Source organism: Streptomyces sp. YJ-C3 (assembly GCF_053891275.1).
The window spans coordinates 3762642-3781263 of the sequence record NZ_CM132685.1; the positions used below are offsets into that span (position 1 = coordinate 3762642).

Sequence of the window (18622 nt, forward strand, 5' to 3'; positions counted from 1 at the left end):
ACTCCCGACGTCGACCGTGGCGCAAGAGGGTGGGAGAACCGTGTGAACAGGGCGCGTGGGGCGTGGGAATGCCGCGGGATCCCACGGACGGGCGCATAGGTGGGGCCCATGCGGACAGGCGAACCGTATGAATGCCAACGGGACGAAATGGAATCGTGAACGTGCCTGCGCGGCAGGACTCGTGGCGGTCGGCGTGCTGGCCGTCACCGCGTGCGGTGCGCAGGACGACCAGGCGGCCGCTCACACGACGACCCGCAGTGCGCAGTCGACCGATGCGGCCAAGGACGGCGCGGCACCGAGCAGCCACCCGCGGACCTCCGGCTCCGCGGCCCCCGCGACCACCTCCGAGGCCTCGGACGCCTCGGACGCCGGCATGGGCAGCGACTGCACCACGGACGCCCTGAAGACGGCGCTGAAGCCGACGGGCCAGGAGATGAACAGCAAGTACTTCGACCTGACCCTGACCAACACCACGGACGGCACCTGCGCGCTCAAGGGCTATCCGGGCCTGTCGCTGACCGACGCGCACGGCAAGCGCGTCGGCAAGCCCGCGACACGGTCGAACAACGGCACCATGCGTGACGTCGTGCTCAAGCCGGGCCAAACGGCCCACGCGGTGGTGCAGACACCCCGCAAGGAGGTCACCGACGGCACCTGCTGGCCCGACCCGGCCCGCATCAAGGTCTACCCGCCCAACAACACGGCGGCCCTCACCGCGACGGCCCCCGGCGAGCTCGAGGTGTGCGGGGACAGTTTCACGGTCGGCCCGTTCACGGCACGGGCGCTCTGACCGCTCCCGCTGCCAGATGCCGTCGACGACCTCTTCGAACGTGAAGTTCCCCTCCGTGAACGCGAAGAACGACGCCTTGCTCCGAGGTGGCCACCTGCCCGCTGCGCTCGTGAATCGCTTGCGCGTTCTGTGACGAACAATCACAAGGCGTCATTTGCCGTTGGGTCGGCAGAGCACAGGCGCGGCTGGCTAGAGTCGAGGAGGTGACGCGACGGGAGGGGGAGCATGGGCGTGACGCGGCACGACACCGCGCAGTGGGACCGGCAGGTGCAGGTGCGCCTGGCCCGCGGCGAGGCGGCTGCCCTGGGCGAGACCTACGACCGGCACGCCCGACTCGTGCACGCGATCGCCGTCCGTCTGCTCGGCGAGGAGAAGGCAGCACGTGAAGTCGTGACCGCGGTCTTCTCCCAACTGTGGCAGCACCCCGAAGCGTTCGACCCGACAAGACACCGCCTCAGCACGTGGCTCGCCATGGAGGCCTGCGAGCGCGCCGGCAAGCGAGTGAGGGACGGCGGACCCGGCGGGCCCGCCCGGACCACAGAAATCGAACAGGCCGATGCCGTCCTCGCTTCCGTGAATTCCAGGACACGCGTGGCGCTTCACCTGGTGTACACAGGGAACATGGACTACCGCCAAGCGGCAGCACAGTTGGGCATCACGGAGGACGAAGTCCTCAGCCGGCTGCGGCTGGGGCTGCAGATGCTCTCCGGCGGTGTCAGGGAGGACGAGCGGTGAGCGGGAACGCGTGCGAAGACCTCCACCTGCAGCGGATGCTCGGTGCCTGGGCGCTCCACGCCTGCTCGGCGGAGGAGACGGAGCGGATCGAGGAGCATCTGTCCGCCTGCGCGTCGTGCGCGGCGGAAGCACAACGGCTGCGTTCCGCCTCCGAGTTCCTGCATCCCCACATGGACCTGGACCTGCCCCCGACCCTGCGTGCCGAGGTGCTCGGAGCCTGTCTGGGCGCTCGTCCGCCACAGGTCGCCGTGCCGGACTATGCGAAGCCCTACGACGCCGAAACCGCGCGCCTGGACGGGCTGTTGGCGGATCTGGCGGAGGACGAGTGGGCCAAGCCGGTACAACTGCAGTGGTTCGAGGGCGACGACTCCGCCAGCCACAGCACGTCGGTGGGCGGGGTCCTCGGGCACTTGGTGGCCGTCGACGGGATGGTGTCCGCCAGCCTCGGTCTGCCGGATCCGGTCACGCCGGACGGGAAGGGCTCGACGGATCCGCAACAGCGCACCGAGGCCCTGTGGAAGCAGATGGAATCGCCCGAGGAGGGATCGGACGCGAGCGGGCGGGCCGACGGCAGTTCGGTGCGCAGCACGTGGCGGGACCAGGCCTACGAACTGATCCGGACCTGCGCGTACGGCGGCGGCGGAGTGGCCGACATCGCGGTGCCGTACGGGGAGGACGTGGTCCTGCCGCTGCGACTGGCGCTGCTGGACAGGGCTTTCGAGACGTGGATCCATGCCACCGACATCGCCGATGCCGTGGACTATCCGTATCCACCGCCGGTGCCGGAGCACCTGCAGACCCTGATCGGGGTCGCTGTGCAGATGTTGCCGTCGATCCTCGCGGCCAGACGGCAGGCCGGTCTCGCCTCTCCACCGCTGCCGGTCGTCGAACCGGGCGCTTCGGAGCGGAGCGTCCGTCTCGAGATCGAGGGCGAGAGCGGAGGGGAGTGGTATCTCCCGCTCGACCGGCCCGACGGCCCTGCCGGTCCTGACAACTGCGTGAGCCATATCGTGCTCCCGGAGGTGGAGTTTTGCCGTCTCGCGGCCGGTCACCTCGCCCCGAGGCAGGCTGCCACCGGACAGCAGGGCGACCAGACGGCCATCGTCGAGCTCTTGTACGCGATGGCTTCCATGAGCCGCTTGTAGCGACGGCGCCCGCCCGCGTGCCGGTGGCGCCACGGCGGTCGTACAGGTGGCCGACAACAGCGTGTTCGGCGACAGGCGCAGGCCTGGAGCGCGGGCTTGAAAGCGGTCCCGCGACGAGCGAGCGGTGTCTAGGCTGGAGGCACATCTCCAGCGCGGTCGGGGCGGGTGGCGTCCATGGTGCAGTCCTTGTCGGTGCCGGGCATCGAGGTGTCGGTCACCTCGCAAGCCGAGAGAGCAGTCGTTCGCGTATCCGGGCAGCTGGATCACGGGGCTGTCGTGGCGTTGCGGAGGCAGCTCTCGCGCCTGGCGGAACAAGACGGCTGCCTCGTGCTCGACTTCAGCGACGTCTCCTTCATGGGATTCGCCGGAGTGGCGCTCGTCGAGGCACTTTCGGAACAAGTGCGCTCCGCGGGTGGGGAGATGGAGGTGTGGGGAGCCGACGATCCCAGGCTGCGGGCCCTTCATCTGAACGGCGCTCTGCGGGCCCTGCGCATCCAAGGAACAAGTGGTGCGTCGTCCGCCGTCGCCGTCCAGGAGCGCAATCGGCTCGTGCTGCAGGAGGCCCTTGCGGCAGCATTGCGTGTGATCGGGGCTCCGATGGGCAACGCCCAGTTGCTCGACCCCGCGTCGCGGACGCTGCGCATCGCGGCACAGCGGGGATTCCACCCACCGTTCTTGTCCTTCTTCCACAGCGTGCAGCTCAATGGGAAGGGGAGTGCCTGCGGCGCGGCAGCCCGCCAGCAGCACCCCGTGTTCGTGGAAGACGTGCGTACGTCACCGTTGTTCGTGGGCACCACAGCGGCCGAGGTGCTCCAGGACGCGGGCGTGCACGCCGTCGCCTCACTGCCCGTCGTCACGCCGGCCGGCACGCTCATCGGGATGCTCTCCACGCACTGTGCGAAGCCGACCGTCTGGACGCCCGACGCACAGCGGGAGCTCGCGTACGTGATCCAGGTGGCCGGCCGGATGGTCCGCTGAGTCGGCGCGTGCGGCGACCGGCGCGTGGGGACAGCGCGACCGCTAGGCGAGCGGCATCGGCGAGGGCGGCCCGGAGTCGGTGGCCGCCGCACGCAGGCAGCGGGTGGGCAGGTCGGGCGCACGAGCGGCCCACAACTCGGCCTCCGCGTCCGGCGTGAGACTCGCGGACCACACCGTCATCAGGAGCTGCACCGCCGTCTCCCGCTGCGGGCACGAGAGCGAGGCCGTGAGTGCCGCCTGCCCGACCGCGCACTCGGCCGGCCGACGAAGACGGCGGATCACGACGGAGTCGGGGCAGGCGCCGTGCAGCAGGACGGCGTAGAGGGGCATGAAGACGTCCGCGTCCTCCGCCTTCAGTTCCATGACGTCCTGTGCGTAGCGCACGAGTTCGGAGAGCCGCGTGAGCTGGATGCACAACTGCTGTCCGGCACGGTCGGATCCGCACGGTTCCACGAAGCGTTCCATGGCATCGTCGCTCGCTAGGTCTGGGCGGGCACGCCTTCCTGGGCTGAGTCGTGATGTGCGGGCCTTCGCGGCGCAGCCCACCAGAATTGTCCTCCGCCTACAGCCCCCGCCTCGCCGCAAGCCGGAATCTGTCCGTTTCGCGGACTGTCCGTACAGAAGCCGATCGCGGGCCCGCACCGGGAAGCGGTGAATCCGTCACCAGTCGTGGACGGTGCCGTCGGCGAGGCGGTTGTAGGGCAGATAAGCCTGCTGGTACGGGTGGGCCGCGGCGGCCTCCTCGTCCAGGTCGATGCCGAGCCCAGGGGTGTCGCCGGGGTGGAGCAGACCGTCCTTGAACGTCAGCGAGGGGCGGAAGACCACGTGCGTGGCGTCGCTGTGCCCCATGTACTCCTGGATCCCGAAGTTGTGGAGGGCCAGGCCCAGATGGGCCTGGGCGGCCAGGCCGACGGGGGAGATGTCGGTGGGCCCGTGGAAGCCCGACTTGATCTGGTACTCGGCCGCGGTGTTCATGATCTTGCGCAGCGGGGTGATGCCGCCGAAGTGGGTCGAGGCTGCCCGTACGTAGTCGATGAGCCGCTCGCTCAGCAGGGTCTGGAAGTCGGCCGCGTGGTTGAAGACCTCGCCGACCGCCAGGGGAGTGGTGGTGTGCCGGCGGATCAGGCGGAAGGCCTCCTGGTGCTCGGCGGGCGTGCTGTCCTCCAGCCAGAACAGGTCATAGGGCTCAAGGGACTTGCCGAGCTTCGCCGCCTGGATCGGCGTCATCCGGTGGTGGCCGTCGTGCAGCAGCGGCAGGGCGGGCCCGAACTCGTTCCGTACGGCTTCGAAGACAGTGGGCAGATGGCGCAGATAGGCGCGGGTGTCCCAGTCCTCCTCCGGAGGGCGGGGGCCCCGCCCGGCCGGCTCGTGGTCGTAGCGCTCGCCACTGGCCTGGGGCTGCGCCGCCACTCCGTACACGGCGTTGAGGCCGGGGACGGCGGTCTGGATCCGTACGGCCTGGTGCCCCTCCTCGATGTTCTGGCGCACCGAGTCGAACAGCTCGGGCAGATCGCGGCCGGAGGCGTGGCCGTAGGTCATGAGGCCGGTGCGGCAGGCACCGCCGAGGAGCTGGTACACGGGGAGACCCGCGACCTTTCCCTTGATGTCCCACAACGCCATGTCGACGGCGGCGACGGCGGCCATCGTCACCGGTCCGCGCCGCCAGTAGGCGCCGCGGTAGAGGAACTGCCAGGTGTCCTCGATGCGGTGCGGGTCACGGCCGACGAGCAGTTGGGCGAGGTGGTCGCGGAGGTAGGACACGACGGCGAGTTCGCGCCCGTTGAGCGTGGCGTCGCCGAGACCGGTGATCCCCTCGTCCGTGGTGATCTTCAGGGTGACGAAGTTGCGGCCGGGGCTGGTGACGATGACGTCGGCCGAAGTGATGCGCATGTCCACCTTCTGGGTCGAGGGAGCGACGGAGCCGGTTCAGTGCGTGAGGCCCGGCCGGGCCGGGTGATCGCACCGCAGGTCGTCTGCGGGCGCACCGTGGTCCTGGTCGTGGTCGTGACGCCGGTCACGGCCGACGGTAGGGAGCGGTACCCAGCACGGCGGAGATGGTCTTGCCCCGGTCGTGCGCCTCGACGGTGACGGCGTGCGCCAGGTCGTTGACCATCATCCAGCCGAACCCGCCGGGGACGGTGGGGTCGTGGGGTCTCAGGAGCGGTGCGTGCGGGCTGCGGTCGCTGACCTCGACCACCAGGGCACCGTCGTGGACGCGGGCGCTGAAGCCGGTGATGCCACCGCCGTGGCGCAGCGCGTTCGAGGCGAGCTCGCTGGCGATCAGGAGCGCATCGTCGTGCAGACGGCGGGCCTGCTGCTCGGTCAGGTCCGCGCACAGGGCGACCACGGTCCTGCTCGTGTCGGTCCGAGCCTGCGAGCAGGTGAAGCGCTCCGTGTCGGATGCGTCCGGAGCACCCACAGGACCTCCTCCAGTGTCTTCGGGCACCGGGCCTCTGCAGCCCGAACCCCGGTGCGCGGACGTCTGCTCCACGGTCTCGTCAGGGACGGGGAGGCTGAGTGGTCGTGTCCAGGTAGAACGCGTCGATGCTCTGGACCGCGTGCTCGAAGTCGTCGAGGTTGACCGGCTTGGTGACGTAGGCGTTGGCGTACTGCCGGTAGGCGCCCGTCACGTCGTCCGGAGCCGCGGAGGTCGTCAGGACCACCACGGGGATCGTGCGCAGGTCGTCGTCGCCCTTGAGCACGGCCAGCAGCTCCCGCCCGTTCATCCTCGGCATGTTGAGGTCGAGGACGATCAGGTCGGGACGCGTGGAGCTCGGGTCGCGCAGGTACTCCAGAGCGGCGATGCCGTCCTCGACCTGGGTCAGGTTCCGGGCACCGCGCGCGCTCAGGGCGTCCTGGACCAGCATGGCGTCGGCGAGGTCGTCCTCGACGAGGAGGACGTCGTAGGGACGGGGCGACGTGGTCATCTCATGGGCTCCGGGGCGGGGTCGGGTCGGCTGGGGTGCGGGACGGGTGGGTGATCAGATCGGGCCAGCGGTTCCTGGCCCCTTGCCGGGTGATGTTGAGGACCCGGCCGAGCTCCGGGTAGCCGGCCCCCGCCGCGACCGCATCCTGGGCCGCCTGGTACTCCAGGCGATCCAGCGCGCTCCTCAGTTGCAACACCATGTACAAGCGCGTCAACGCCTGTGATTGTGCCGTGACGTGGCCGTCGTCGGCGGGCCGGGGGTCCAGGGTGCGAGGGGTGAGCCGACGGACGAGGTCGCCGAGCGCGTCGATGGACAGCTGGGCGATCTCCTCCTCGGTCACACGTAGGGAGAAATGCTTGCCAGGCATGCCGCACACCCTAGGAAACTGCTGGTCGCTCGACAACATGACTTGTCGGATTGCGGTTACAGTATGCACGCCGCGCACAAGGGGAGGCGGCCCTGACTGATTCAAGGAGCGCCCCGGTATGGCGACCGACGTCAAGAGCGGACGTTCCCGAACATCCCGCGCGAACTGGACCACGCGCCGCTGGCTGCGGGTGAGCGCCGGCTCGGCGCTCGTCGTGCTCGCCGTGCTCGGCGGGCTCGGTCTCTGGTCCCTGACCCGCGCGTCCGCCATCACCGACGAGCTGGTCGGTGTCCGCAGCCCGTCCCTGTCCAACGCCGTGCGCCTGGAGGCGGCCCTGGTCAACCAGGAGACGGGCGTCCGCGGCTACGGCCTCACCGGTGAGCGTGCCTTCCTTGCGCCCTACGAGCAGGGCCTGACCGACCAGCGCTCGGCCGTGACCCAGCTGCGCGACCTGCTCGCGGACGACAAGGAGGGGCGGGCCGACCTCGACAACGTCCTGGCCAAGGCGGGACGCTGGCAGCGCACCGTTGCCCGACCGGTCGCCGAGGCCCCCGCCGGGACCTCGGTGGAACTCTCCGCGCAACGGGCCACCCAGGGCAAGACCTCGTTCGACGCGCTGCGCAAGGCCATGGTCGTCCAGCAGGACCACCTGCGCGACGCCCGCTTCGCGGCCACGGAGGATCTGAAGAGCGCGTCGCGGCTGCGCGACGGCATCCTCATCAGCATCGCCGCTGTCATCCTCCTGCTCACGGTCCTGGTCTTCGAGGGGCTCCGGCGGGGCATCACCACCCCTCTGGAGCGGCTGGGCGCCGATGCCCGCGAGGTCTCCGGCGGCAACTTCGAGCACCCCGTCGTCGCCACCGGACCCGCGGACCTGCGCCGGCTCGGCGCGGACATGGAAGCCATGCGGCGCCGGCTCCTGGACGAACTCGCCTTCACCGAGGAAGCCCGCCGCCGGCTCGACGAACAGGCGGTGGACCTGCGCCGCTCCAACTCCGAGCTGGAGCAGTTCGCCTACGTCGCCTCGCACGACCTGCAGGAACCCCTGCGCAAGGTGTCGAGCTTCAGCCAGCTCCTCCAGCGTCGCTACGCCGGACAGCTCGACGAGCGGGCCGACCAGTACATCGGGTTCGCGGTCGACGGGGCGAACCGCATGCAGAAGCTCATCAACGACCTGCTGGAGTTCTCGCGCGTGGGCCGCGTCCACAACGACCACCGCGAGGTCGATCTCGACGCGGTGGTCAGCCAGACGCTCGACGCGCTGAGTGTCTCCATAGAGGAGTCCGGCGCCCGGATCGTGCGCGATCCGCTCCCCACCGTCACCGGGGACAGCACGCAGCTCGGCATCCTGTGGCAGAACCTGATCGCCAACGCCGTGAAGTTCCGGCACGCCGACCGGGCACCCGAGATCACCATCGAGGCGACCCGTGACGGCGACCTGTGGCGCTGCGCGGTCAGCGACAACGGCATCGGGATCGCCCCGGAGTTCGCGGAGAAGGTGTTCATCATCTTCCAGCGCCTGCACACCAAGGACGCCTATCCAGGAAGCGGCATCGGCCTCGCCATGTGCAAGAAGATCACCGAGTTCCACGGCGGAACCATCGGTATCGACCCGGACCACGGGCCCGGCACCCGCTTCGTCTTCACCCTCGCGGCCACCGGGGCCGCGCAGCAGGCCGACGTCGTCGAAGGCGCGGCCGCGAGATGAACACCTTCGCACCCGAACAGCACGTGCGGATCATCCTGGTCGAGGACGACGACGGCGACGCCCTCCTGGTGGAGGAGTTGCTGATCGACACCGGGCTGCGCCATTCGCTGATCCGGGCCAGCAGCCTCGCCGCTGTCCGCGCCGAACCGACGGTCCACGCCGCGGACTGCATCCTGCTGGACCTGCACCTGCCCGACGCCAGCGGGATCGGTGCGGTCGCCGCGGTCCAGGAGATCGCACCCGATGCGGCGATCATCGTCCTGACCGGTCTCGCCGAGTCGCAGGCCGGCAGCGAGGCGGTGGCCGCCGGTGCCCAGGACTACCTCGTCAAGGGTCAGGTCGCCCCTGACCTTCTGCACCGCGCCGTCCGCTACGCGGTCCACCGCAAGCAGGCCGAGCGGGCCAGCGCCGACATCCGGACCGGGCAGCTGCGCGCCGAGGAGAACGCCCGCCTCGAACGGGGCCTGCTGCCGCAGCCGATGATCTCCGCCTCCGCCATCAGGGCCACGAGCCGCTACCTGCCCGGCCGCGAACGGGCCTTACTGGGCGGCGACTTCCTCGACGTGGTCCAGACGCCCGACGGTCAGTTGCACGCCATCGTCGGTGACGTGAGCGGGCACGGTCCCGACGCCGCCGCGCTCGGAGTGTGTCTGCGCATCGCCTGGCGATCCCTCACCCTGGGCGGCCACCGCGCCCAGGACCTGCTGCTGCTCCTCGAACGGATGCTGGTCGCCGAACGCACGCAGAGCGACCTCTTCGCGACCGTCACGCTGGCCTGTCTGGACCCGGCCGCCGGCCGCGCGACCCTCCATCTCGCGGGCCATCACCCGCCGTTGCTGACCACGGCGGGCCGGACGCGCGAGGTGTCGGCACGCCACGGCATCGCTCTGGGCATCGCGCCGGGCCACGCCAACTGGCAGGCCAGCGAGCTCACCCTGCCGGACCGTGGAGCGCTCGTCATCTACACGGACGGCCTGGTCGAGGGCCACGAGGGGAAAGAGCCGCAGCGGCTCGGCGTGGACGGACTCATCCGTCTCATGGACCGGATACCGGCGGACGACACCGACACGCACCTCGACGAGCTGATCACCCAGGTCCGCGAACTCAACGCCAACCGGCACACCGACGATCTCGCCATTCTCCGTCTGGAATGGAACGGCATCGGTTCACTCACGGGCCTGCTGCCCGCTCCGGGGACAGCTGATTCCCCGTCCCCGCGGCTCGAGCGTCGTTGACGACGCCCCAGGGGCGGCCCGCGGTCAACTAGGCCGCCCCTGGCGCGCTTTGGGCTGCCGTCCGTCCTCGGCGCAGCGCCGCGCCGCCGGATCCGTCCCTGTCACGTCGACGACCTTCGGTCCGTCGTACCCCCTGCGCGCCATGGCGCCGGCCGGCCCCTGTTGGCGCCCACGCGCGTGATCCAGGTACGCGGTTGGGCCGTCGCATTGGGGTACTTTGTCGCGTGTGTTCCAACTGCCCGCCGCCGAGCGGTCGAAGGGTGACGCCCGGCACGGATGCGTTCCGATCCGGAGCAGTTCTGAAGAAGTGAAGAGGATGGATCGGATGACCACAGTGATGTCGCAGCAGCACGCCCACGAGGCGGGCGGCGTCGACATGAAGTTGGTGGAACAGGCTTACGCGGATCCGGCGTCGATCGCGCCGCGTGACGTCAGAGAAGTGGCCACGTACTTCTTCGAGCGCCTCGCGCAGCTCGAGGAGGGTACGCGTGATCACCAGTACGTGCGCAACACGCTGATCGAGATGAACCTCTCGCTGGTCCAGTACGCGGCCGGACGGTTCAAGTACCGCGGTGTCGCGGAGAGAGAGGACCTCGTCCAGGTCGGCACGATCGGTCTGATCAAAGCCATCGACCGGTTCGAGCTCTCCCGCGAGGTGGAGTTCACCTCCTTCGCCGTTCCGTGGATCACCGGTGAGATCAAGCGCTTCTTCCGCGACGCCACGTGGGCCGTGCACGTCCCGCGCCGGCTGAAGGAGGCCCGCGCCGAAGTGACCGAGGCGACCGAGGAGTTGCGCCAGCGTCTGGGGCGCTCGCCGTCCACGGCCGAACTGGCGGAGCGGGTGCAGCTCGACCGGGCCGAGGTCGCCCAGGTCCAGATGGCGGTGAACGGGTACAACACCGCCTCCCTGGACGCCGCCGTCTCCGGGGGCAGCGGTGAAACCGACACCGTGCTGGGCGACTTCGTCGGTTTCGAGGAACAGTCCTACGAACTCATCGAGACCCAGCGCTCCCTCGCTCCGCTCATCGCGGAGCTGGACGAACGAGATCGCGTCATCCTGCATATGCGTTTCGTGGAGGAGCGTTCCCAGGTCGAGATCGGCCGCGAGTTGGGCGTCTCGCAGATGCACGCCTCACGCCTGATCAGCAGGCTCGTGGCCAGACTCCGGATCGGTCTGCTGGGGGACGGCGGTTCCTGACGAGCGCCTGTCCCGCGCGGCCGGCCCTCCGGGAGCTCCCGACGTCACAAGCCGCAAGACAGGTTTTGGCCAGCTGGAAATCCGCGGCCGGTCAGCGGCCCGTGACCCCAGCTACAAATCTTGAGCACAAATTCCACACATCACCCTCTCCAGACGGGTTCCGATGCTCTAGATTGTCCATGCTTCACATGCCGGGACACGAGGCGACAAGTGATGATCTATAGCTCAAATGCCATGGATATTCAGCTGTTGTGTCTCCGGCGTCAGAGGCGGGGGTGATCAATTCTGGGGGCCCGAGAGGGGGCTTCGGGTGTGGGGAGCACTCGAAGTTGAGACGGGTCCCGTGCATCTCGGCAGTCCGGCAGGACCTGCGAATCTGCCGCCGGGGTGAGCAGTCCAAGCAGCGCTGAAACGGCCGAGAAGTCATGCGCGGGAGGCGGGGGCCTCCAGGGGGAGGAACAGCGCGGTGCGGGGGGCGTGGCCTCCCGGGGGGATCAGCACACGACCATGTCGAACCATTGGGGACCGGGGGGTTCTTGTGCGGCAGGGGGGATTAGTCGGCCCTTTTCCGTCGGCGCGCGGGCGTCTGGCGGACGGGACGATCAGCCAGCCGGCGAATGACTGGGAACAGCGGTATCGCCGTACCGTGATCACCAGCGACACCGTGGCCACCGCCTTGGTGGTGGCGGGGATCGGCAACTTTTTCGGGGCCCGGGACGCGGCCAACTGGCATGAGAAATGGGGAATCCTCGCCTTCGGCACCGAACTGCTGGTGCTGGCATCGCTTGCGGTCAGCCGGGCCTGGGCCCCGGCTGTGCTCGGTCAGGGAGCCGAGGAGTTCCGCAGGCTCGGACGCTCACTGTTCACGGCGACCGTCGTGCTCGCGCTCGGCGGGATAGCCCTCACCTCGCGCAACATCAAACTATGGATCTTCGTCGCGATCCCCGCGATCGCGCTCGTCACCATGACCGAGCGGTATGTGCTCCGCCTCTCGCTGCACAAGCAGCGGAAGGAAGGGCAGTGCCTCAGACCGGTGCTCGCTGCCGGGAGCCCGGCCACCGTGCGCGACCTGATCAACCGGACCCGCAAGTTTCCGCACCTCGGCTGGCGCGTGGACGCGGTGTGCACCACGGACGGTCTCGGGCTCGACGGTGACCAGTTGGACGGAGTGCCGGTCGTCGGCCGGCTGACGGACGTCGCCAACCACGTCCGCCGCGACGGCTACCGTGTCGTCGCGGTCACCCCGGACCCGCACTGGTCACCGGACCGGCTGCAGCGGCTGGCCTGGAACCTCGAAGGCAGCGAGGCCGAGATGGTCGTGGCCCCCGTCCTGATGGAGGTGGCCGGCCCGCGGCTGCACGTCGACGCGGTGCTCGGCATCCCGCTGCTGCGGGTCAGCATGCCGACCTTCACCGGGGGCCGCCGGGCGGTCAAAGAGGTCGTCGACCGGCTGGGCGCGGCGGTCCTGCTGATGCTGTTCGCGCCGCTGATGGTGCTTGTCGGACTGTTCGTCCTGGCGGACAGCCGGGGCGGCGCGTTCTACCGCCAGCGCAGAGTCGGCAAGGACGGCCGCGAGTTCACCATTCTCAAGTTCCGCACCATGGTGACCGGAGCCCACGGGGCACGTGCCGAACTGGCCGACCGCAACGAGGGCGCGGGGCTGCTGTTCAAGCTCCGCCGGGATCCGCGGGTGACCCGGGTGGGGACGGTGCTGCGCCGGTACTCGCTCGACGAACTCCCGCAACTCTTCAACGTGCTCACCGGTTCGATGTCGCTCGTCGGCCCGCGGCCTCCCTTACCGGAGGAGTCCGCGGCGTACGGCCCGGACATCCGGCGGCGGCTGCTCGTCAAGCCCGGGCTCACCGGCCTGTGGCAGATCAGCGGGCGCAGCGACCTGCCGTGGGAGGAGGCCGTCCGCCTCGACCTGCGGTACGTGGAGGACTGGTCGCTCGCCCTCGACACAGTGATCTTGTGGAAGACGCTGCGCGCGGTGCTCCACGGGCAGGGGGCGTACTGATGCGCGGGGAGCATCGCACGGACGACGCAGGGAACGCAGGCCGAAAGGGCCTGCCTTGGGGGAGGAACGGGTCATGAGAGTCAGCGTCCTGGGGCTCGGCTACGTGGGCTGCGTGTCGGCCGCGTGCCTGGCGAGCCTCGGCCACGAGGTCATCGGTGTGGACGTCAACCAGGCGAAGGTCGACCTGGTCAACGACGGCAAGGCCCCGGTGGTCGAGGAGCGGATCGGCGAGCTCACCGCCGAGGTCGTAGGGACCGGAGCCTTACGCGCCACCACCGACGTCCGCGAGGCGATCATGGGCAGCGAGGTGTCCCTGATCTGCGTGGGCACACCGTCGGAGCCCAACGGCAGCCTGTGCACCACGTACTTGGAGCGGGTCACCGAGCAGATCGGCGCCGCACTGGCCGAACGGGGCGGGCGGCACACCATCGTGTTCCGCAGCACCATGCTGCCGGGCACCTGCACGAACCTGCTGGTGCCGATCCTGGAGAAGTACGTGGGCGGCACGGCCGGGGTGGACTTCGGCGTCGCGGTCAACCCGGAGTTCCTGCGCGAGGGCACGAGCGTGCGGGACTTCTTCGACCCGCCCAAGACCGTCATCGGCGAAGTCGACGCGGACAGCGGCGACGTGGTGGCGGCGCTGTACGACGGCCTGCCCGGCGAGGTGTTCCGGGTGCCGGTCTCGACAGCCGAGGCGATCAAGTACGCGGACAACGCGTTCCACGGCCTCAAGATCGGCTTCGCGAACGAGCTGGGCGCGGTCTGCCAGGCCCTCGGGGTGGACTCGCACCAGGTCATGGACGTGTTCCTGGCCGACCGCAAGCTGAACATCAGTCCCGCCTACCTGCGGCCCGGCTTCGCCTTCGGCGGCTCCTGCCTGCCCAAGGACCTGCGCAGCCTGGTCCACGCGGCCAACCGGGCCGACGTCTCGGTGCCCATCCTCTCCCACGTGCTGCCCTCCAACTCCGACCATCTGCAGCGCGCGGTCGACCTGGTCGAGCGCACCGGCAAGCGCCGGGTGGGCATGTTCGGGCTGTCCTTCAAGCCCGGCACCGACGACCTCCGCGAGAGCCCGCTCGTCGAGCTGGCGGAGAGGCTCTTCGGCAAGGGGTACGACCTGCGGATCTACGACGCCAACGTGAGCCTCTCCCGGCTGATCGGCGCCAACCGCGAGTACATCGAGACTCGGCTGCCGCACCTCGCGCAGCTGCTCGCGAACTCCGTCGGCGAGGTGCTGGAGCACGCCGAGGTGTGCCTCGTCGGGACCAAGGACCCGGCTGTCCTCTCGGCGCTCGGCCACGGCGAAAAACCGGTGATCGTCGATCTCGTCCGCCTTCCCGACGCCGAAGCGCGCCGGGCCGAACCGGGGTACATGGGCCTTGCTTGGTAACACGACCGGCGGCGACGGCACGGGCCGTCGCGCGCTGATCCTGGTCGAGAACCTGTCGGTGCCGTTCGACCGGCGGGTCTGGCAGGAGTGCACGACGCTGCGCGACGCCGGGTGGGAGGTGCACGTCATCTGCCCCCGAGGGAGCAAGCGGGACACGGAGCCGGAGGCGGTGATCGACGGGGTGCGGATCCACCGCTACCCGTTGCGCGCGGCCACCGGAGGACCGGCCGGCTACCTGAAGGAGTACGGATCGGCGTTGTGGCACACGGCCCGGCTGATCCGCAAGGTCGGCCCGGTCCACGTGGTCCACGCCTGCAACCCGCCCGACCTGCTGTTCCTGTCGGCACGGTGGCTGAAGCGGCGCGGCGCGCGGTTCGTCTTCGACCAGCACGACCTGGTACCCGAGCTGTACCTCTCCCGGTTCGACCGCGGCAAGGACCTGCTCTACCGCGGCGTGTGCGCGCTGGAACGGATGACGTACCGGGCCGCGGACGTCGTGCTCGCCACGAACGAGAGCTACCGGGACGTCGCGGTGGGCCGCGGCGGGCAGCGGCCGGAGGACGTGTTCGTGGTGCGCAGCGCGCCGCAGACCGACCGTTTCCAACCGGTTCCGCCCGAGCCGGAGTTGAAGCGCGGCAAGCCTCATCTGCTGTGCTACCTCGGCGTCATGGGCCCGCAGGACGGCGTCGACTACGCCCTGCGGGCACTGGCCAAGCTGCGCGACGAGTTCGGACGGACCGACTGGCACGCGGTGTTCGTCGGCTCCGGCGACGCCTTCGACGCGATGGTGGAGCTGTCCCGGCAGCTCGGGCTCTGCGAGCAGGTGCAGTTCACCGGACGCATTCCGGACGCCGACCTGGTGCGCTACCTGTCCACCGCGGACGTGTGCCTGTCCCCGGACCCGCGCAATCCGCTCAACGACGTGTCCACCATGAACAAGGTCCTGGAGTACATGGCGATGGGCCGGCCCATCGTCTCGTTCGACCTCCGGGAGGCGCGCGTCTCCGCCGGTGACGCCGCCGTCTACGCGCCCGCCAACGACGAGGCCGAATTCGCCAAGCTCATCACGGTGCTCCTCGACGATCCGGAGAAGCGCGCCCGGATGGGCGAGACGGGCCAGGAGCGGATCAGCGGGCAGCTTTCCTGGCGGAACTCGCAGGCGTCGCTGCTCGCCGCCTACGCCGCCGCGTGCCGTGACCGCACTCCGGTGTCGGCAGGTGGCCCGGACGGTACGAGGAAGAGGCCGCGTCAGTGAGTGATGACACGATCCGCCTGGTCACAGTCGGGCGGATACTGCGCCGGCGGTGGCGGCTGCTCGCCGTTCTCACCGTGGTCGGCGCGCTCGTCGGCTACGGCACATCGATGGTGTTCCCGCCCCGCTACACGGCGTCGGCATCAGTACTGCTCCCCGGGCAGTGGGAGGAGCGCGAACTGCTGACCCAGGTGGACATCGCGACCAGTTCGTCGGTGGTCGACCGTGCCGCCGCCAAGCTCGACTGGCATGACGTCACCAGCAGCGAGCTGCGGGACCGAGTGAGCGCCAAGGCGGCCGACGGGAACCTCATCAAGATCTCGGGCACGGCCGACACCCCGAAGCGCGCACAGCAGCTCTCCGACCAAGTGGCCAAGGAATTCGTCAGCTTCGCCGCGCGGATCGCGGGCGGCAGCACCGACCCCGACGCGGCGACCGGGACCGAGGCGCTGCGTCAGCAGGTCGTGGAGACCAACCGCCGCATCTCCGACCTGGCCGATGCGGCCGACCCGGGGCAGACCGTGGAGAGCGTGCAGGCCCGCACCGCCCTCGAGAAGCTGCGCACCTCGCTGGAGGAGGCCATGACGAAGCTCGACCAGGCCGACCCGGCGACCGACAAGGCGGGCATGGTGGTCATGGGCCCGGCGGCCCGGCCGACCGGCGAGGCGCCGCCGACGAGGACGCAGTTCATCGTCGCCGGAGCGCTGCTGTTCTTCCTGTTCGCGGTCCTCGGCCATCTCGTCGCCGCACGGGCGAACCGCCGGCTGCGCACCGAACCGGAGATCGCCGCGGCGCTGGGCTCGCCGCTCCTCGGCACCGTCGACGTGCCGGGTGAACAGGGCGCGCACCGGCCGCAGGACGCTGCCCCGCGCGCCCGGATCCGCCGGCTCCTCGGCATCGACACCCGGTGGGACGTACCGGCCCCGCAGAGATCCGGCGACGAGGCCGGCAGACGGATCCGCTACCAGCGGGTGTGCGCCCGCCTCCGGGACCGGTTGCCCTCACCCCGGCGGCTGCTGGTCGTCGTACCGAACGGCGACGCGACCGCCCACCAGGCCGCCGAGCAGCTCGCCGCCGAGGCCCAGGGCGACCCGGTGCTGCGCGTGGTGGAGGTTTCGACGGACCGGCCGACCGTGCCGGACCGCGACACCGAGTCCGGTGCCCTGGTGGTCCTCAGCGCCGGCAGCTGGACCGCGGAAGAGCTCGCCGGCATCGCCGAGGCGTGCGCGGACGGCAGCCATGAGGTCGTCGGCACCGTCGTCGTCGGCACGGTCCTGGCCCGTGCGACACGGTCTGCCGACCGTCCTTCGGACGACGCCGCTCCGGCGCTCGCGGCGCACGGTCACATGACGGGAGGTTCGCTGTGACGACGAGCACGACGTCCGAGTCGTCGGCGGCCGCCCCGCTCTTCGACCTGCAGGCGCTGGTGGTGTCGGTGCGCAGGCGCCGCCGCCTCTGGTGCTCCCTGGCGCTCCTCGGGCTGCTGGCCGGCGCGGCGGTGGCCGTCCTGATGCCGCCGCCACCGACCGCGGTGACCAAGGTGCTGGTCGCGCACGAGGACGACCAGCCCAACGACACCGGAACGCTGATCCGCACCGACGTCGCCGTACTGGGGACCACGCAGATCGCCGACAAGGCCCTGCGGGCCCTCAAGTCCTCCGAGGACCCGCAGGACTTCATGCGCGACTACCGGGGGACCGGCCTGACCAACAACCTGCTCCAGATCGACGTGACCGGTGACAGCGACGCCGAAGCGGTCGCCCGAGCCCAGGCGTTGGCCGACGCGTTTGTCGCGGACCACGTGCGGCGGATGCAGGAAGCCGCGAATGCCGAGGCCAAAGCCCTGAGCGACCAGCGTGACCGCATGCGGGACGAACTCACCCAGGTCAACAAGGAGATCGGGAACAGGTCGCCGGACAGCGACCCGAAGGCGTCGGCGAGCATCGAGTCGCTCTTCGCCCGCCGGGCCGAACTCAACTCGCGGATCGCCGATTTCGACCAGCGCGCCGCGGACGCACGTACCGGCACCCCCAAGGTGGTCGCCGGCACGCAGATCGTGGACGCCCCGCGCGCGGTGCGGCACTCCCTGCCCAAGGCCGCCGCCACCGACGCCGCGATCGGCCTCGTCCTCGGGCTCGTCCTCGGCCTCGCGCTGGCCGCGGTCGGCACGGTGGTGGCGGACCGCCCCGTGCTGCGCCGGGACATCGCGGCGAACCTGGGCGCCTCGGTCATCGCCGAGCTGCCCCGCCGATCGGGCAGGCCGTGGCAACGCCGACGGACCCGGGCGGCACGCGAACGGCTCACCGCGACCCTGGCCCGCACCGTGCGGGACTCCACGGAACCGGTGTCGCTGCTCGAACTGGGCTGCGCGCGCAGCACCAGCGTGATCGCCCTCGACCTCGCCAGGGCTTTGGGGGCCGAGGGGCAAGCGGTCATCATCGACGCGCTGCCCGGCCGACAGCTCTCGGGCCGCCGCCTGAAGCCGGGGGACCCGACCGTGGTCAGCAGCGAGCATGCCGCGACCGTGGCGCATCAGGAGCACCGGCTCGGCGTCGGCTCGGTGGCGCCCGGCACGGCGTGGACCGGACTCCAGGACCTCGGTACGCAGACCGTGCTCGTCGTGCGGGCCGGGCACGGCAGCGTCGCATGGCTGCACACCGTGGCACGGCAGCTCGCGGACCTGCTCATCCCGGTGATCGGTGTGGTGCTGATCGACCCCGATCCGCGGGACCGGACCGACGGCACCCTCTGGGACGGGCTGCAGACCGCGCTGCGCGGCCACAACGTGCGGCCTGCCCGGGAGAAGACGACGGGCCGGCCGCGGACGGAGCGGCCGTCATGGGCACGGGTCCCGGAGATCGACCAGGAGGCGCGGTAAGA

At 70.3% G+C, this 18622-nt stretch carries 17 protein-coding genes; 12 read left to right on the forward strand and 5 right to left on the reverse strand.

Annotated features, from left to right (window positions below):
- Positions 1 to 127 precede the first annotated feature (127 nt).
- The 4 genes from ACVHNB_RS16565 to ACVHNB_RS16580 all read left to right on the forward strand — a co-directional run bounded on the left by ACVHNB_RS16565 (position 128) and on the right by ACVHNB_RS16580 (position 3648).
- Positions 128 to 790, forward strand: coding sequence for a DUF4232 domain-containing protein (locus tag ACVHNB_RS16565; protein WP_456228468.1), 663 nt, complete (start codon positions 128 to 130; stop codon positions 788 to 790).
- 231 nt (positions 791 to 1021) lie between these two features.
- Positions 1022 to 1525: a sigma factor gene (locus ACVHNB_RS16570; RefSeq protein WP_428950387.1), complete on the forward strand. Its 504-nt coding sequence runs from the start codon at positions 1022 to 1024 to the stop codon at positions 1523 to 1525.
- The gene (locus ACVHNB_RS16575; protein WP_428950386.1) at positions 1522 to 2670 is read left to right on the forward strand and encodes a maleylpyruvate isomerase N-terminal domain-containing protein; all 1149 of its coding nucleotides are present in this window, start codon (positions 1522 to 1524) and stop codon (positions 2668 to 2670) included. Before ACVHNB_RS16570 ends, ACVHNB_RS16575 begins: the two co-directional genes overlap by 4 nt.
- A gap of 192 nt (positions 2671 to 2862) precedes the next feature.
- Positions 2863 to 3648 (forward strand): STAS domain-containing protein, encoded by a 786-nt coding sequence (locus tag ACVHNB_RS16580; RefSeq protein ID WP_456228469.1) that lies wholly within the window; start codon positions 2863 to 2865, stop codon positions 3646 to 3648.
- A 42-nt stretch (positions 3649 to 3690) separates the two neighbouring features.
- Here ACVHNB_RS16580 and ACVHNB_RS16585 read toward each other — a convergent pair whose 3' ends face one another.
- The 5 genes from ACVHNB_RS16585 to ACVHNB_RS16605 all read right to left on the reverse strand — a co-directional run bounded on the left by ACVHNB_RS16585 (position 3691) and on the right by ACVHNB_RS16605 (position 6942).
- Positions 3691 to 4113, reverse strand: coding sequence for a hypothetical protein (locus ACVHNB_RS16585; RefSeq protein ID WP_428950384.1), 423 nt, complete (start codon positions 4111 to 4113; stop codon positions 3691 to 3693).
- A 195-nt stretch (positions 4114 to 4308) separates the two neighbouring features.
- Positions 4309 to 5538 (reverse strand): D-mannonate dehydratase ManD, encoded by a 1230-nt coding sequence (gene manD / locus ACVHNB_RS16590; RefSeq protein ID WP_456228470.1) that lies wholly within the window; start codon positions 5536 to 5538, stop codon positions 4309 to 4311.
- 124 nt (positions 5539 to 5662) lie between these two features.
- A complete protein-coding gene (locus ACVHNB_RS16595) occupies positions 5663 to 6067 on the reverse strand; it encodes an ATP-binding protein (RefSeq protein ID WP_428950382.1) in 405 nt (134 codons plus the stop codon).
- Positions 6068 to 6146: 79 nt separating this feature from the next.
- Positions 6147 to 6575 (reverse strand): response regulator, encoded by a 429-nt coding sequence (locus ACVHNB_RS16600; protein WP_428950381.1) that lies wholly within the window; start codon positions 6573 to 6575, stop codon positions 6147 to 6149.
- A gap of 1 nt (position 6576) precedes the next feature.
- A complete protein-coding gene (locus ACVHNB_RS16605; protein ID WP_428950380.1) occupies positions 6577 to 6942 on the reverse strand; it encodes a hypothetical protein in 366 nt (121 codons plus the stop codon).
- 118 nt (positions 6943 to 7060) lie between these two features.
- Here ACVHNB_RS16605 and ACVHNB_RS16610 point away from each other — a divergent pair, with 118 nt between their 5' ends.
- The 8 genes from ACVHNB_RS16610 (at position 7061) to ACVHNB_RS16645 (ending at position 18620) form a co-directional block, all read left to right on the forward strand.
- The gene (locus tag ACVHNB_RS16610; RefSeq protein ID WP_428950379.1) at positions 7061 to 8650 is read left to right on the forward strand and encodes a sensor histidine kinase; all 1590 of its coding nucleotides are present in this window, start codon (positions 7061 to 7063) and stop codon (positions 8648 to 8650) included.
- Complete coding sequence (locus ACVHNB_RS16615) at positions 8647 to 9885, forward strand: PP2C family protein-serine/threonine phosphatase (RefSeq protein ID WP_428950378.1); 1239 nt, start codon at positions 8647 to 8649, stop codon at positions 9883 to 9885. Before ACVHNB_RS16610 ends, ACVHNB_RS16615 begins: the two co-directional genes overlap by 4 nt.
- A gap of 376 nt (positions 9886 to 10261) precedes the next feature.
- The gene (locus ACVHNB_RS16620; RefSeq protein WP_428957440.1) at positions 10262 to 11083 is read left to right on the forward strand and encodes a SigB/SigF/SigG family RNA polymerase sigma factor; all 822 of its coding nucleotides are present in this window, start codon (positions 10262 to 10264) and stop codon (positions 11081 to 11083) included.
- 538 nt (positions 11084 to 11621) lie between these two features.
- On the forward strand, positions 11622 to 13100 hold the full coding sequence (locus ACVHNB_RS16625) for a sugar transferase (RefSeq protein ID WP_428950377.1): 1479 nt from the start codon (positions 11622 to 11624) through the stop codon (positions 13098 to 13100).
- Between the two features lie 73 nt (positions 13101 to 13173).
- Positions 13174 to 14490 carry a nucleotide sugar dehydrogenase gene (locus ACVHNB_RS16630; RefSeq protein WP_428950376.1) on the forward strand — a complete coding sequence of 439 codons (1317 nt, stop codon included), beginning with the start codon at positions 13174 to 13176 and terminating at the stop codon, positions 14488 to 14490.
- The gene (locus tag ACVHNB_RS16635; RefSeq protein WP_428950375.1) at positions 14480 to 15745 is read left to right on the forward strand and encodes a glycosyltransferase family 4 protein; all 1266 of its coding nucleotides are present in this window, start codon (positions 14480 to 14482) and stop codon (positions 15743 to 15745) included. Before ACVHNB_RS16630 ends, ACVHNB_RS16635 begins: the two co-directional genes overlap by 11 nt.
- Positions 15742 to 17109, forward strand: a complete 1368-nt coding sequence (locus ACVHNB_RS16640) for a Wzz/FepE/Etk N-terminal domain-containing protein (protein ID WP_456228471.1) — start codon at positions 15742 to 15744, stop codon at positions 17107 to 17109. Before ACVHNB_RS16635 ends, ACVHNB_RS16640 begins: the two co-directional genes overlap by 4 nt.
- Entirely contained in the window at positions 17106 to 18620 is a 1515-nt protein-coding gene (locus ACVHNB_RS16645) for a Wzz/FepE/Etk N-terminal domain-containing protein (RefSeq protein WP_456228472.1), read from the forward strand. The genes ACVHNB_RS16640 and ACVHNB_RS16645 overlap by 4 nt, the downstream gene beginning before the upstream one ends.
- The last annotated feature ends 2 nt before the right edge of the window (positions 18621 to 18622 follow it).